Here is a 15,287-nt window from a genome sequence, read left to right as displayed (position 1 = left end):
CTCCCCGGCCCTTCCCCTCTTTTGTTGCGGGCTTGCGGATCGGGCTCGTCAGGCGGTGCGCTTGAACTTGGCGACCGAGCTGTCCTTGGCCACCTTGTCGCACTCCTCCTGCGTCCTCTTGATCCAGTCGGCAGCCTTGAGCTCACCCGTGAGCAGCTGGCCGGTCAGACCGCCGATCTTCTCGTCGGTGAGCGCCGGGTACCACTCCTGCAGCTGAAGGCTGATCAGGTTGGTGCCGGCCTCCTTGAAGACCTTGCTGGCCGAGGCCAGTCCCGGCGAGAGGGTCATGCCCTCGGTGGCGTCCATGACACAGGTCAGGGACTTCACCTTGGTGGCGAAGTTCTGCGCGTGCTTCTTGGAGAGCATGATGCGCAGCAGCTCCATACCGCCGGCCGGGTTCTTGCCCTTGGCCGAGACCAGGTACGGCTCGCTCGGCTCGGCGCGCAGGGTGCCGTGCGGCATCTTGTCGCCGGTGCCGTCGAAGAGGGCGCCCACCGCCATGCCGAAGTCCGGCGGCGTGGTCGGGGCGGCCTCGTTCTCGACCCAGGAGCCGTTCGGGATGAAGACGGCCTTGCCCTTGTTCCAGGCGGTCTGGGACTGGATGTGGGTCAGGCCCTGGCTGCCTTCGAGGAAGTACTTCTTGGCCGCCAGCTCCTCGTAGTGCTCGACGACCTCCTTGACCGCGTCGTTGCTGGTCCACGCGTTGGGCTCGAGGTTGTCGATCGCGATCCACTTCTCCATGCCGCCGATCTTGGCGATCTGGGCGAAGAGGTTGAAGTGGACGTAGTACGGGTACTTGCCGGCGTACGTCCAGGGGGCGATGCCGGCCTTCTTGATCTCGCCGCAGAGCGTGACCATCTCGTCCAGGGTCTTGGGGTACGCCCAGCCCTTGGACTCCAGGAGCTTCTGCGAGTACCAGGTGCCGTAGATCGTGAAGGCGTAGTAGAGCACGTCGAACTTGTCGCCGTGCCTGCCCTTCTCGATGGTGCTCGGGTGGATGGTGTCGCGGACCTTCTTCGCCGGGTCGTCCATGGAGGCCGCGTCGAGCAGTTCGTTCAGGTCCTGGAGCTGGCCCTGGGTGGAGAGCTTGTTCATGTCCAGGTGGTCGGCGCCGGAGTTGTCGATGACGTCCGGCGGGTTGCCGCCCGCGAACCGCGGGGTCAGCTTGGGGCCGACCTGCTGGGTGCCGGTGTGCTTGACCTCGGCGCCGTAGGTGGCCTTGTAGTCGGCCTCCGCGTCCTTGGCGTACTGGTCGCCCAGACCGCCCTTGAAGATGAACGCCTCCAGAGCGGCGCCCTGCTTGACGCCGAGCGGGTTCTTCGCGGTCTTCTCGCCGCCCGCCGCCTTCGGGCTCTTCTCGCCGCCACCGCCACCGGTGGCACAGGCGGAGAGGAAGCTCATCGTCGGCACCGAGATCAGACCGAGAGCGGCGGAGCGCTTGATCAGACCGCGGCGGCCGATGCCCTCGTTGTTCTGCGCGGAGTGGTCGTGCGCGGAGGGGTCGTGCGCGGAGGTGGATCCCATGCTCAAGTCCTCGCCTTCATTCAGGACTCAGGCGGTGTACCGGTCGCCCGTTATCTGCTCGCCACAGGCGAAGGGCCCCGCCACCGCATTCGAATGCAGCTTGGGTCGTACACGTACAGGCGTCGTGCCGTCGGGTGAGTGGTACGACGGTCCGGACGCCGACAGGTATAGTCCACTTCCCTTCTTCGGAGCAAGATCGAAAGCCGGTTTGCGCGTCAGTCTTTCCCGAGTTGAGACCTCGCGGATTATGACGACGTATTAGTGCCGTTTCATCCCCCGACTTGCCGTCAACACCCTTGACACCGCCTTCCACTTGACCCCCTACTGGAGCCTGCGTCATGCAGATGACAACGTTGTCCAATTCCAGTGGCAGGAGTGGCGGCACGGCATGGAGCCCAGAATTCGCACCCGATCACGGTCCCGGAACGCCCGTCTCAGAGCCGCCGCGCTGCTCGCGTCGACGGCATTGGTACTGAGTTCTGCGCCCTCGGTGGCACAGGCACTTCCCGGCCAAACGGACACTTCCTCCCGGGAGTTCACCACCTCCTTCGAATCGGACGAAACTCATCCCACCTGGCGTAACTCGGTGGACGTCGCGGCGGACGGCACCCCCAGGGCGTCGGGGGTCGACGGCGGCTTCGCCAGTGGAATACCGGGCAATGTCACCGACAAGGTGGTGAGGCTGCGGGCCAGCGGCGAGAACGCCGGCTCGGGAGAGACCAAGGAGAACCTGGTCGATCTGCAGCCCTCCACCAAATGGCTGGTCTTCGAGCCCACGGCCTGGATCGAATTCGACCTCGACGAACCCTCCAAGGTGGTCACGTACGCGCTGACCTCGGCGAACGACGCGGCCGAGCGCGACCCGCGCGACTGGACCCTCAAGGGCTCGGCGGACGGCAAGGAGTGGACGGTCCTCGACACCCGGTCCGGCCAGAGCTTCGCCAAGCGGTTCGAGACCAGGACGTTCGACTTCGCGGGCGACACGGCGTACGCCCACTACCGCCTGGAGATCACGAAGAACGCCGGCGCGAATCTCACCCAATTGGCCGACGTTCAGTTCTCGAACGGGGACACCTCGGCCCCCGTGCCCGAGGAGATGCGCAGCCATGTCGACCGCGGCCCCGGCGGGTCGCCGACCGCCAAGGCGAACGCGGGCTTCACCGGAACGCGGGCGCTGCGCTACGCCGGTACGCACAAGCCGGCCGGGCGGGCGTACTCGTACAACCGGATCTTCGACGTCGACACCCGGATCGAGCGGGACACCGAGCTGTCGTACCGGATCTTCCCGTCGCTCCCCGAGACGGACCTCAACTACCCCGCCACGCACGTGTCCGTGGACCTGGCGTTCACCGACGGCACCCATCTGAGTGAACTGCGGGCCACCGACTCGCACGGCGGGGCGCTGTCCCCGCAGGGCCAGGGCGCCGCCAAGCGGCTCTACGTCAACCAGTGGAACCAGGTGTCGGCGCGGATCGGCGCGGTCGCGGCCGGCAAGACCGTGGACCGGATCCTGGTGGCGTACGACTCCCCCAAGGGCCCGGCGAAGTTCCAGGGCTGGATCGACGACATCAGCCTGAAGCCGAAGGCGCCGCAGAAGCGGCTCGCCCGGCTCTCCGACTACGCCTCGACCACCCGGGGCACGAACTCCAGCGGCTCGTTCTCGCGCGGCAACACCTTCCCGGCGACGGCGGTCCCGCACGGCTTCAACTTCTGGACGCCGGTGACCAACGCGGCCTCCCAGAGCTGGCTGTACGAGTACGCGCGCGGCAACAACGCGGACAACCTGCCGACGGTGCAGGCCTTCGCGGCGAGCCATGAGCCGAGCCCCTGGATGGGCGACCGGCAGACCTTCCAGGTGATGCCCTCGGCGGCGGCCGGCGCCCCGGCGACGGACCGGACGGCGCGGGCGCTCGCCTTCCGCCACAAGAAGGAGACGGCCCGCCCGCACCACTACGGCGTCACCTTCGAGAACGGCCTGAAGGCCGAGATGACCCCGACGGACCACGCGGCGATGATGCGCTTCACCTATCCGGGTGAGGACGCGAGCGTCGTCTTCGACAACGTCACCGAGCAGGGCGGCCTGACGCTCGACCCGGCGACGAGCTCCTTCACCGGCTTCTCGGACGTCAAGAGCGGGCTGTCGACCGGTGCCACCCGGATGTTCGTGTACGGCGTCTTCGACGCGCCGGTCACCGGCTCCGCCGCGCAGGGCGTGAAGGGACACGTCCGCCTCGACGCGGGCGCGGACCGCACGGTGACGCTCCGTCTGGCCACCTCGCTGATCTCGGTCGACCAGGCGAAGGCGAACCTCGCGGACGAGCTCCCGGCGGGCAGCCGCTTCGAGGACGTGAAGGAGCGGGCGCAGGACGCCTGGGACCGGATCCTCGGGCGGGTGGAGGTCGAGGGCGCCGATCACGACCAGCTGGTGACGCTCTACTCCAGCCTCTACCGCCTGTACCTCTACCCGAACTCGGGCTTCGAGAAGGTGGGCGCGACGTACAAGTACGCGAGCCCCTTCTCTCCGATGACGGGCCAGGACACGCCGACCCACACCGGGGCGAAGGTCGTCGACGGAAAGGTGTACGTCAACAACGGCTTCTGGGACACCTACCGCACGACCTGGCCGGCGTACTCCTTCCTCACCCCGAAGAAGGCGGGCGAGCTGGTCGACGGCTTCGTGCAGCAGTACAAGGACGGCGGCTGGATCTCCCGTTGGTCCTCCCCCGGCTACGCCGACCTGATGACCGGCACGTCCTCGGACGTGGCGTTCGCGGACGCGTTCGTCAAGGGCGTGGACTTCGACGCGGAGGCGGCGTACGAGGCGGCGCTGAAGAACGCCACGGTCGTGCCGCCGAGCCGGGGCGTGGGCCGGAAGGGGATGGAGACGTCTCCCTTCCTGGGCTACGCGTCGACCGAGACGCACGAGGGTCTTTCGTGGTCGCTGGAGGGGTACCTCAACGACTACGGCATCGCGAGGATGGCGCAGGCGCTGCACAAGAAGACCGGCGAGAAGCGGTACCAGGAGGAGGCTGCGTACTTCCTCTCGCGCGCGCAGAGCTACGTCTCGCTCTTCGACAGCAAGGCCGGCTTCTTCCAGGGCCGCGACCTCAAGGGCGAGTGGCGGGTGCCGTCGGAACGTTACGACCCGAGGATCTGGGGCCACGACTACACGGAGACGAACGGCTGGGGCTACGCGTTCACGGCGCCGCAGGACTCGCGGGGCCTGGCGCAGCTGTACGGCGGCCGTGGCGGTCTCGGGGAGAAACTGGACACGTACTTCTCGACGCCGGAGACGGCGAGCCCGGAGTTCGTCGGCTCGTACGGCAGCGTCATCCACGAGATGACGGAGGCCCGGGACGTCCGGATGGGCATGTACGGGCACTCCAACCAGGTGGCCCACCACGTCCCGTACATGTACAACGCGGCCGGGCAGCCCTGGAAGACGCAGGAGAAGGTCAGGGAGGTGCTCTCCCGTCTGTACACGGGCAGCGAGATCGGGCAGGGCTACCACGGCGACGAGGACAACGGCGAGCAGTCCGCCTGGTACCTCTTCTCCGCGCTGGGCTTCTACCCGCTGGTGATGGGCAGCGGGGAGTACACGATCGGCTCGCCGCTCTTCTCGAAGGCGACGCTCCACCTGGACAGCGGGCGGAAGCTGGTGGTCGAGGCGCCGCGCAACAGCGCGAGGAACGTCTACGTGCAGGGCGTGAAGCTGAACGGCAAGCGCTGGAACTCCACCGCGCTCCCGCACGACCTGTTGGCGCGGGGCGGCACGCTGACGTTCGACATGGGCCCGAGGCCGTCGTCCTGGGGCACGGGCAAGCACTCCGGGCCGGTCTCGATCACGCCGGACGGCAAGACGCCGTCGCCGCGCGAGGACGCGACCACGGGCACGGGCCCGCTGGTCGACAACACCTCGGCGACATCGGCGACGGTGACGTCGGTGGAGCTGCCGGTCGCTTCGAGGACCCGGGCGGTGCAGTACACGCTGACGTCGGCGGCTGCGGACGCGGCGCCGTCGGGGTGGGTGCTGCAGGGGTCGACCGATGGACAGAAGTGGACGGATCTGGACAGGCGGGCGAGTGAGTCCTTCACCTGGGACCGCCAGACGAGGGCGTTCACGATCCGGGCACCGGGTTCGTACACGACCTACCGTCTGGTCCTCGGCGGCGAGGCGAAGTTGGCGGAGGTGGAGCTGCTCGGCTAACTCCGGGCAAACTCCAGCACCTTTCCGAAACAGTTCTGTCACAAACCCATAGCCCTGTGAAAATCCCGTGCAAGGATCCAAGGGCATCAGTGGTCCGCCGCACCCCTCGGGGGGGGGTGCGGCGGACCCATTTCCGCAGAGAAATTGGAGTGCACGTGGCCAACTCTTCTGGCCTGAACACCACGGGCATCTTTTCCCGTGTCACGGTCGCGGCGATAACGGCGGCCCTGGTCGCCACGACCACGAGCGCCGTGGCGGCCGAGGCGCCGACGCCCGCGGAGAAGGCCGTCTCCGCGGCCGCCAACTCCTTCGCGGCGCCGAAGGCGAGCGCCACGGCGACGTCCGCCGAGCCGGACTACCGCGTGCTGGGCGCCGTCTCCGGCCCCAACCTGTACTACTACGCGCCGAACACCACGGGCGGCTACGAGGCCCGTGAGCACATCACGGACGTCTGGGACATCTTCAAGAACGCCCAGCAGGCCGACAACGACGGCGACGGTGTCGCCGACGACCTCTGGGCCTGGACCAACGAGGGCGAACTCGTCTACGCCAACGGCGATGTCGAGGACAGCGGCATCAGCGTGGGCAAGGGCTGGAACATCTACAACAAGGTCCTGGTCCCGGGCAACCTCGGTGGCGCGGCGGCTCCGGACATGCTCGGCCGCGACGCCAAGGGCAACCTCTACATCTACCTCGGCTACGGCGACGGCAAGCTGACCGGCCGCTCGCTGGTCGGTGGCGGCTGGGGCCAGTACACCCAGATCGCCGGCGTCGACGACCTGAGCGGTGACGGCAAGGCCGACATCGTGGCGCGCGACGGTTCGGGCGTGCTGTGGCTGTACAAGGGCACCGGCAACTACAAGGCCCCGTTCGCGGCCCGCACCAAGATCGGTGGCGGCTGGAACGCCTTCAACAGCCTCGTGGGCGTCAGCGACCTGGACCTCGACGGCCGCGCCGACCTGATCGCGCGTGACACGGCCGGCAAGCTCTACCGCTACTCGGGCACCGGCAGCGCCGCGGCCCCCTTCAAGGCCAAGGCCCTGATCGGCACCGGCGGCTGGAACACCTACCGCTTCATGTTCTGACGGCCGCTCTCGGCGCCTGACGAACAGACGAACGGGCCCCGCTCCTCTCCGGAGGAGCGGGGCCCGCTTCGTCGCACCGACAGGGAGATCGCAGCCGCCAGAACAGGCGCATGAACCTTTCCGAAACAGCTGTGTCACAAACCAGTTGGCACGTGAATATCTTGTGCAAAGATCAGGGGGTATGAGTGGTCCGCCGCGCCCTCGACGGGTGTCGGCGGACCACGTCTTTCGACCACAGATGGAGAACTACGTGGCCAAGTCTTCTGGCCTGAACACCACGGGAATCCTCTCCCGTGTCACCGTCGCGGCGATAACCGCGGCTCTGGTGTCCACCACCACGGCCGCGGTCGCGGCCGACCAGCCGCAGCCGCGCACCGCGGCCTCGGCGACCGGCGCCAAGGCGCCGGCGGCGGGCACCTTCGCCACCGAGGGCGCGTCCGCCACCGCCGACGGCGAGCTGCGCGGCGTGGACCGGGACGGCTTCATGTACTCCTACATGCCGAACGGCACCGGCGGCTTCGCCGACCGCCAGTACGTCGGCCACGGCTGGGAGTACACGAACCACCTCACCATGGCCGACCAGAACGGCGACGGCGAGAGCGACGGCGCCTGGGGCGTCACCGGCGGCCGTCTGCACTACACCGCCTGGGACCAGGGCACCACGGACCTCGGCGGCGGCTGGGGCGTCTTCAACAAGGTCGTCTCCGTGGGCGACCTCGGCGGCGCGATCGCGGGTGACCTGCTCGCCCGGGACGGCTCCGGCAACCTGTACCTGTACCTCGGGTACGGCAACGGCAGGTTCGCCCCGCGCGTCAAGGTCGGCACCGGCTGGGGCTCCATGACCCAGATCACCGGCAAGGGCGACCTGAACAACGACGGCAAGAACGACCTGGTCGCCCGCGACTCGTCGGGCAACCTGTGGGTGTACCCGGGCACGGGCAGCTACCACAAGCCGTTCGGCAACCGCTTCAAGGCCGGCAGCGGCTGGAACAGCCTGCCCACCTTCGTCTCCAGCGGCGACGTCGACTTCGACGGCGTCACCGACCTGGTCGCGCGCGACTCGGCGGGCGTGCTGTGGCTGTACCCGGGCACGGGCTCCACGTCCCCGGCGTTCAAGCCGCGCACGAAGATCGGCACCGGCTGGAACACCTACCGCCTGATCTTCTGACGGCCTGGGCGTCCCTGACGCCTCGCGCCCCAGCGGCGCGGCCCTAAGAAAACCGAACGGGCCCCGCTCCTCTTACGAGGAGCGGGGCCCGCTTCGTGTGTCAGCAGAGGTGTCAGCCGCGGATCAGGTTGCGGAGGACGTACTGCATGATGCCGCCGTTGCGGTAGTAGTCCGCCTCGCCGGGGGTGTCGATGCGGACGACCGCGTCGAACTCGACGCCCGTGTCCGTGGTGACCTTGACCGTGCGGGGGGTCGTGCCGTTGTTCAGCTCGGTCACGCCCGTGAAGGAGAAGGTCTCCTCGCCGGTCAGGCCGAGGGAGGCCGCAGAGGCGCCCTCCGGGAACTGGAGCGGGAGGACGCCCATGCCGATGAGGTTCGAGCGGTGGATGCGCTCGTACGACTCGGCGATGACGGCCTTGACGCCCAGGAGCGCGGTGCCCTTGGCCGCCCAGTCACGGGACGAGCCCGAGCCGTACTCCTTGCCCGCGAGGATGGCGAGCGGGGTGCCCTGCTCGATGTAGTTGCGGGAGGCGTCGTAGATGAAGGAGACGGGGGCGCCTTCCTTCGTGAAGTCGCGGGTGTAGCCGCCCTCGGTGCCCGGCGCGATCTGGTTGCGCAGGCGGATGTTGGCGAACGTGCCGCGGATCATGACCTCGTGGTTGCCTCGGCGGGAACCGTACGAGTTGAAGTCGCGGCGCTCGACGCCGTGCTCCGTCAGGTACTGGCCCGCCGGGGTGTCGGCCTTGATGGCGCCGGCCGGGGAGATGTGGTCGGTGGTGACCGAGTCGCCCAGCTTGGCCAGGACACGCGCGCCGACGATGTCGGTGACCGGGGTGGTCTCCATCGTCATGCCCTCGAAGTACGGGGGCTTACGGACGTAGGTGGACTCGGTGTCCCACTCGAAGGTGTTGCCGGTCGGGATCGGCAGCGCCTGCCACTGGGCGTCGCCCGCGAAGACGTCCTGGTAGGACTTGTTGAACATGTCCTCGCCGATGGCGTTGGCGACGACGTCGTTGACCTCGGCCTCGGAGGGCCAGATGTCCGCCAGGTACACCGGCTTGCCCTCGGTGTCCGTGCCGAGCGCGTCTTTCGTGATGTCGACCTTCATCGAACCCGCGAGGGCGTACGCGACGACCAGCGGCGGGGACGCCAGGTAGTTCATCTTGACGTCGGGGTTGATGCGGCCCTCGAAGTTCCGGTTGCCGGAGAGGACCGAGGTGACCGCGAGGTCGTGCTCGTTGACGGCCTTGGAGACCTCCTCCGGCAGCGGGCCGGAGTTGCCGATGCAGGTGGTGCAGCCGTAACCGACGAGGTTGAAGCCGACCTTGTCGAGGTACGGGGTCAGGCCCGCCTTGTCGAAGTAGTCGGTGACGACCTTCGAGCCCGGGGCGAGGGTGGTCTTGACCCACGGCTTGCGGGTCAGGCCCTTCTCGACGGCCTTCTTCGCGACGAGCGCGGCGGCGACCATCACGTACGGGTTCGAGGTGTTGGTGCAGGAGGTGATCGCGGCGACGGTGACGGCGCCGTGGTCGATCTCGTACGTCGAGCCGTCGGGAGCCGTGACGGTGACCGGCTTCGACGGGGCGCCGTTCGGCGTGTTGGCCGGGGCGTCGGAGGCCGGGAAGGACTCCTTGCCCGCCTCGTCCACGTCGTCCACGTAGTTGCGGACGTCCTGGGCGAACTGGGCGGCCGCCTCGGCGAGGACGATGCGGTCCTGCGGGCGCTTCGGGCCGGCGATGGAGGGGACGACCGTGGAGAGGTCGAGCTCCAGCTTCTCGGAGAAGTCGGGCTCGGCGGACGGGTCCAGCCAGAGGCCCTGCTCCTTGGCGTACGCCTCGACCAGCGCGACCTGCTGCTCGGAACGGCCGGTGAGCTTCAGGTAGTTCAGGGTCTCGCCGTCGATCGGGAAGATCGCGGCGGTGGAGCCGAACTCCGGCGACATGTTGCCGATGGTGGCGCGGTTGGCGAGGCTCGTGGCCGCCACACCCTCGCCGTAGAACTCGACGAACTTGCCGACGACACCGTGCTTGCGCAGCATCTCGGTGATCGTGAGGACGAGGTCGGTGGCGGTGGTGCCGGCGGGCAGCTCGCCGGTCAGCTTGAAGCCGACGACGCGCGGGATGAGCATCGAGACCGGCTGGCCGAGCATGGCGGCCTCGGCCTCGATGCCGCCGACGCCCCAGCCCAGCACGCCGAGGCCGTTGACCATGGTGGTGTGCGAGTCGGTGCCGACGAGGGTGTCGGGGTACGCCTGGCCGTTACGGACCATGACGGTACGGGCCAGGTGCTCGATGTTCACCTGGTGGACGATGCCGGTGCCCGGGGGGACGACCTTGAAGTCGTCGAAGGCGGTCTGGCCCCAGCGCAGGAACTGGTAGCGCTCCTTGTTGCGGCCGTACTCCAGCTCGACGTTCTGGCCGAAGGCGTCCTTCGTGCCGAACTTGTCGGCGATGACGGAGTGGTCGATGACCAGCTCGGCCGGGGAGAGCGGGTTGACCTTCGCCGGGTCGCCGCCGAGCTCCTTGACGGCCTCACGCATGGTGGCGAGGTCGACGACACAGGGCACACCGGTGAAGTCCTGCATGATCACGCGGGCCGGCGTGAACTGGATCTCCTGGCTCGGCTGGGCCTGCGAGTCCCAGGTGCCCAGGGCGCGGATGTGGTCGGCGGTGATGTTCGCGCCGTCCTCGGTGCGGAGGAGGTTCTCCAGAAGCACCTTCAGGCTGTAGGGAAGGCGCGCGGAGCCCTCGACCTTGTCCAGCTTGAAGATCTCGTACGACTCGTCGCCCACGCGCAGCGTGCTGCGGGCGTCGAAGCTGTTCGCCGACACGACAGTCTCCTTCATCAAAGTGCGCGTATTACCGCCATGCTGCCGCCACGACTCCTCGCCGATCCGCTAAGGTAAGGCTTAGTTAGGTAACCCTTACCGGGTGGCGGCTGCGGTGCGCCGTAAGCAGTTATCTCGATGTCGAGATAACTCTAGTGCATCCCCGCCGCTCGGTCATGCCCGGCATGCCTGTGATCGCCGTCATCCGGCCGAGGCATTCCCGGGTGCGCGCCGGAGCGCGCACTGCGGAACGTGCGGCGGTACGTGTCCGGCGGGACGCCGATCGTGCGGTTGAAGTGGCGGCGCAGGGTGGTGGCCGTGCCCATGCCGGTGGCCGTCGCGATGGCGTCGACGCTGTCGCCGGTCGCCTCCAGGAGCTCCTGGGCGTGGCGGATCCGCTGGGTCAGCAGCCACTGCAGCGGGGTGGTGCCCGTCACCGCGCGGAAGTGGCGGGTCAGGTGGCGGGAGCTCATGTTCGCCCGGCGGGCCAGGTCCTCCACGGTCAGCGGCTCGTCGAGCCGTTCGAGGACCCAGGGGAAGAGGTCGGCGAGCGGGTGGTCGTCCTGGGCGGGGACCGGGGCGGTGACGAACTGGGCCTGGCCGCCGGCCCGGTGCGGGGGCACGACCAGGCGGCGGGCGACGGTGTTGGCGAACGCCGAGCCGTGGTCGAGGCGGACCAGGTGCAGGCACAGGTCCATCGCGGCGGCCTTGCCGGCGGAGGTGAGCACGCTCCCGTTGTCGACGTAGAGGACGTCCGGATCGACCTCCACCTCGGGGTACCGGGCCGCCAGGACCTCGGTGTGGGCCCAGTGGGTGGTCGCGCGGCGCCCGTCCAGGAGCCCGGCGGCGGCGAGCACGAACGCGCCCGTGCACAGCGAGGCCACCCGGGCGCCCGCCTCGTGGGCCGCGCGCACCGCGTCGACCAGCTCGGCGGGCGGGTCCACGTCGACGTCGGCCCAGCCGGGGACGATCACCGTGTCGGCGTCGGCGAGACCGGCGAACCCGCCGTCCGGCTCCAGCAGGAACCTGCCGAACCGGACGGAGGCGGGGCCGTGGACGGTGAGGCGGTGGAGCGGGTCGCCGAACACCTCGTACGCCACGGAGAGTTCGAAGTGCAGCATTCCGTCGGTGACGGCCAGCGCGACAGTACCCATGGGGCGACAGTACCCATGTCCGGAAGTGTGCGGGGCGTGTCGTTCCGGACACTCGTGCCGATCGGCGGCCGCCGCCAGACTCTCCGTACCGGATCGAAAACACCCGGTCGAACCACCGGAACGCAATCGAAGGGGATGTCATGGGGTCAGGTCAGACGGTCGTGGTGTTCGGGGCCTACGGGCACACCGGGCGCTTCGTGGTGGCGGAACTGCTGGAGCGCGGGTTCGTCCCCGTCCTCTCGGGGCGCGACGCGGAGAAGCTGCGGGCGTTCGCGGCGTCCCTGCCGGAGCCGCCTCCGGGCGTCGAGGCCCGGCCCGCCTCGGTCGACGACCCGGACGCGCTCGACCGGGCCCTGGCCGGCGCCGCGGCCGTGATCAACTGCGCCGGGCCCTTCGCCACGACGGCCGCCCCGGTGATCCAGGCGGCGCTGCGGGCCGGGATCCCGTACGTGGACGTGGCCGCCGAGATCGAGGCCAACGCCGACACGTTCGCCCGGTTCGCGGAGCCCGCGCGGGCCGCGGGCACGGCGGTGGTCCCCGCGATGGCCTTCTTCGGCGGCCTCGGCGACCTGCTGGTCACCGCGGCGATGGGCGACTGGACGACGGCCGACGAGGTCCACGTCGCGTACGGGCTGAGCAGCTGGCACCCCACGGCCGGGACGCGCACGGCGGGCGCGGTCTCCCGGCAGCGCAGGGACGGCCGGCACGTCCGGTACACGAAGGGGCGTCTGGAGTACGGGGACGGCACCCCGCCGACCGTGAAGTGGTCCTTCCCCGAGCCGCTCGGGGTCAAGGCGGTGATCGGCGACTTCACCATGGCCGACGTCGTCACCGTCCCCAGTCACGTGTCCGTGCCCGAGGTCCGTACGTACATGGCCGTCGAGGCGGCCAGGGACCTGGCGTCCGCCGACACCCCGGCGCCGGCGGCGGCCGACGAGCGGGGGCGGTCCGCGCAGACCTTCCTCGTCGACGTGGTCGTGCGCTCCGGCGGCGAGGAGCGGCGCGCCGTGGCGAGCGGGCGGGACATCTACGCCGTCAGCGCGCCGCTCGCCGTCGAGGCGGTCGACCGTCTGGTCACGGGCCGGGACCGGACGGTCGGCGTGGCCTCGGCCGGGGCGATGTTCGACGCGCCGGACTTCCTCCGCGCCCTGTCCGCGCACCTTGAGTTGGAGCTGTAGCTCCGCGCGCGGGGGGCGGGTGGCCTTCCAGCGGGTCTACGGGACACGCCCGAGCCACCACCGCGCGGACGCGGCGGCGTGAGGAGGCGACCCGTACGGGCGCGAAGAGATTGCCGGGGCTCGTGCGGCGGCCGAGGATCGGAACATGTTCAGCGGCGCGCATGTGATTCTCTACACCCCGGACGCGGACGCCGACCGGGCCTTCCTCAAGGACGTCGTGGGCTTCGACCACGTCGACGCGGGCCAAGGGTGGCTCATCTTCAGACTGCCGCCCGCCGAGGTCGCGGTGCACCCGACGGCGGGTGAGCCGAAGCACGAGTTCTATCTGATGTGCGAGGACATCACCGGCACGCTCACCACCCTCGAGGACCGGGGCGCCGAGATCTCACGGCCCATCAGCGACCAGGGCTGGGGCCTGCTCGCCGCCGTTCGGCTGCCGAGCGGCGCCGAACTGCCGCTGTACGAACCGCGTCACCCGACTGCGCACAGCTCGTCACCCTGATGGCCCACCCCCACGCGAGGCCCATCTCATATCTGAGATAACGTGACGCCCATGGCAGACGACTACCTCGTACGCATCGGCAAGCTCATCCGTGACGCCCGTCAGCACCGTGGCTGGACGCAGACGCAGCTCGCCGAAGCCCTGGCCACAAGCCAGAGCGCCGTGAACCGGATCGAACGTGGCAACCAGAACATCAGCCTTGAGATGATCGCACGCATCGGCGAAGCGCTCGACAGCGAGATCGTGTCCCTGGGTTACGCCGGCCCCATGCATCTGCGGGTCGTCGGCCGCCGCCGGCTCTCGGGGGCCATCGACGTCAAGACGAGCAAGAACGCGTGTGTCGCGCTGCTCTGCGCCACGCTCCTCAACAAGGGCCGCACGGTCCTGCGCCGCGTCGCCCGGATCGAGGAGGTCTTCCGGCTCCTGGAGGTCCTCAACTCCATCGGCGTGCGCACCCGTTGGATCAACGACGGCGTCGACCTGGAGATCGTGCCGCCGGCCGAGCTGGACATGGACTCGATCGACGCCGAGGCCGCGATCCGTACCCGCTCGATCATCATGTTCCTCGGCCCGCTGCTGCACCGCCTCGACCGCTTCAAGCTGCCGTACGCGGGCGGCTGCGACCTCGGTACGCGCACGATCGAGCCGCACATGATCGCGCTGCGCCGCTTCGGCCTGGAGGTCACGGCCACCGAGGGCCTCTACCACGCGCAGGTCGAATCGTCCGTGGTCCCGGACCGCCCGATCGTGCTGACCGAGCGCGGTGACACGGTGACGGAGAACGCGCTGCTGGCCGCGGCCCGCCACGACGGTGTGACCGTCATCCGCAACGCCTCCTCCAACTACATGGTCCAGGACCTCTGCTTCTTCCTGGAGGCGCTGGGCGTACGGGTGGACGGCGTCGGCACGACGACGCTGACCGTGCACGGCGTCCCGCAGATCGACGTGGACGTGGACTACTCCCCCTCGGAGGACCCGGTCGAGGCGATGAGCCTGCTGGCCGCGGCGGTGGTGACGGAGTCGGAGCTGACGATCCGCCGGGTCCCGATCGAGTTCATGGAGATCGAGCTCGCGGTCCTGGAGGAGATGGGCCTCGACCACGACCGCTCGCAGGAGTACGCGGCGGACAACGGCCGTACGCGCCTGGTGGATTTGACGGTCCGGCCCTCCAAGCTGGAGGCCCCGATCGACAAGATCCACCCGATGCCCTTCCCGGGCCTGAACATCGACAACGTGCCGTTCTTCGCGGCCATCGCGGCGACGGCCCAGGGCAAGACCCTGATCCACGACTGGGTCTACGACAACCGCGCGATCTACCTGACCGATCTCAACCGCCTCGGCGGCCGCCTCCAACTGCTCGACCCGCACCGCGTCCTGGTCGAGGGCCCGACGCGCTGGCGCGCGGCCGAGATGATGTGCCCCCCGGCCCTGCGCCCGGCGGTGGTCGTCCTTCTCGCGATGATGGCCGCGGAGGGCACCTCGGTGCTGCGCAACGTCTACGTCATCAACCGCGGCTACGAGGACCTGGCGGAGCGCCTGAACTCGGTGGGCGCGCAGATCGAGATCTTCCGGGACATCTGAGGGTCGAGCCACGTGCGGGGAGCCGCCGGTCCCGTTCCGGGTGGAGGTGATGGACTGCGGC

General features: G+C 69.2%; 9 protein-coding genes. 6 read left to right on the top strand and 3 right to left on the bottom strand.

Features of this window, described 5'->3' with window-relative positions; genetic code table 11:
• Window positions 1-48: 48 nt before the first annotated feature.
• Complete coding sequence (ngcE, locus tag ACWF79_RS31265; protein ID WP_453731547.1) at window positions 49-1,524, bottom strand: N-acetylglucosamine/diacetylchitobiose ABC transporter substrate-binding protein; 1,476 nt, start codon at window positions 1,522-1,524, stop codon at window positions 49-51.
• Between the two features lie 388 nt (window positions 1,525-1,912).
• Between ngcE and ACWF79_RS31260 the strand changes: the two genes are divergently transcribed.
• From ACWF79_RS31260 to ACWF79_RS31250, 3 genes are all read left to right on the top strand, one after another.
• Window positions 1,913-5,731: a GH92 family glycosyl hydrolase gene (locus tag ACWF79_RS31260; protein ID WP_453731546.1), complete on the top strand. Its 3,819-nt coding sequence runs from the start codon at window positions 1,913-1,915 to the stop codon at window positions 5,729-5,731.
• Between the two features lie 155 nt (window positions 5,732-5,886).
• A complete protein-coding gene (locus ACWF79_RS31255; RefSeq protein WP_453731545.1) occupies window positions 5,887-6,816 on the top strand; it encodes an FG-GAP repeat domain-containing protein in 930 nt (309 codons plus the stop codon).
• 250 nt (window positions 6,817-7,066) lie between these two features.
• A complete protein-coding gene (locus tag ACWF79_RS31250) occupies window positions 7,067-7,984 on the top strand; it encodes an FG-GAP repeat domain-containing protein (protein ID WP_453731544.1) in 918 nt (305 codons plus the stop codon).
• A gap of 112 nt (window positions 7,985-8,096) precedes the next feature.
• Here ACWF79_RS31250 and acnA read toward each other — a convergent pair whose 3' ends face one another.
• Together acnA and ACWF79_RS31240 are read right to left on the bottom strand one after the other, a co-directional pair.
• Window positions 8,097-10,814 carry an aconitate hydratase AcnA gene (gene acnA, locus ACWF79_RS31245; protein ID WP_453731543.1) on the bottom strand — a complete coding sequence of 906 codons (2,718 nt, stop codon included), beginning with the start codon at window positions 10,812-10,814 and terminating at the stop codon, window positions 8,097-8,099.
• Between the two features lie 149 nt (window positions 10,815-10,963).
• Entirely contained in the window at window positions 10,964-11,965 is a 1,002-nt protein-coding gene (locus tag ACWF79_RS31240) for a helix-turn-helix domain-containing protein (protein WP_453731542.1), read from the bottom strand.
• A 140-nt stretch (window positions 11,966-12,105) separates the two neighbouring features.
• On the opposite strand from ACWF79_RS31240, the gene ACWF79_RS31235 reads away from it, so the two are divergent.
• The 3 genes from ACWF79_RS31235 to ACWF79_RS31225 all read left to right on the top strand — a co-directional run bounded on the left by ACWF79_RS31235 (window position 12,106) and on the right by ACWF79_RS31225 (window position 15,226).
• Window positions 12,106-13,143 carry a saccharopine dehydrogenase family protein gene (locus tag ACWF79_RS31235; protein WP_453731541.1) on the top strand — a complete coding sequence of 346 codons (1,038 nt, stop codon included), beginning with the start codon at window positions 12,106-12,108 and terminating at the stop codon, window positions 13,141-13,143.
• Window positions 13,144-13,288: 145 nt separating this feature from the next.
• Window positions 13,289-13,645 carry a VOC family protein gene (locus tag ACWF79_RS31230; RefSeq protein ID WP_453731540.1) on the top strand — a complete coding sequence of 119 codons (357 nt, stop codon included), beginning with the start codon at window positions 13,289-13,291 and terminating at the stop codon, window positions 13,643-13,645.
• Window positions 13,646-13,696: 51 nt separating this feature from the next.
• Window positions 13,697-15,226, top strand: coding sequence for a helix-turn-helix domain-containing protein (locus tag ACWF79_RS31225; RefSeq protein ID WP_453731539.1), 1,530 nt, complete (start codon window positions 13,697-13,699; stop codon window positions 15,224-15,226).
• Window positions 15,227-15,287 lie beyond the last annotated feature (61 nt).

It is taken from the genome of Streptomyces sp. NPDC054975 (assembly GCF_053609105.1).
The sequence above is the reverse complement of the archived record's forward strand: the minus strand, read 5'-3'. Positions and strand labels throughout refer to the sequence as shown.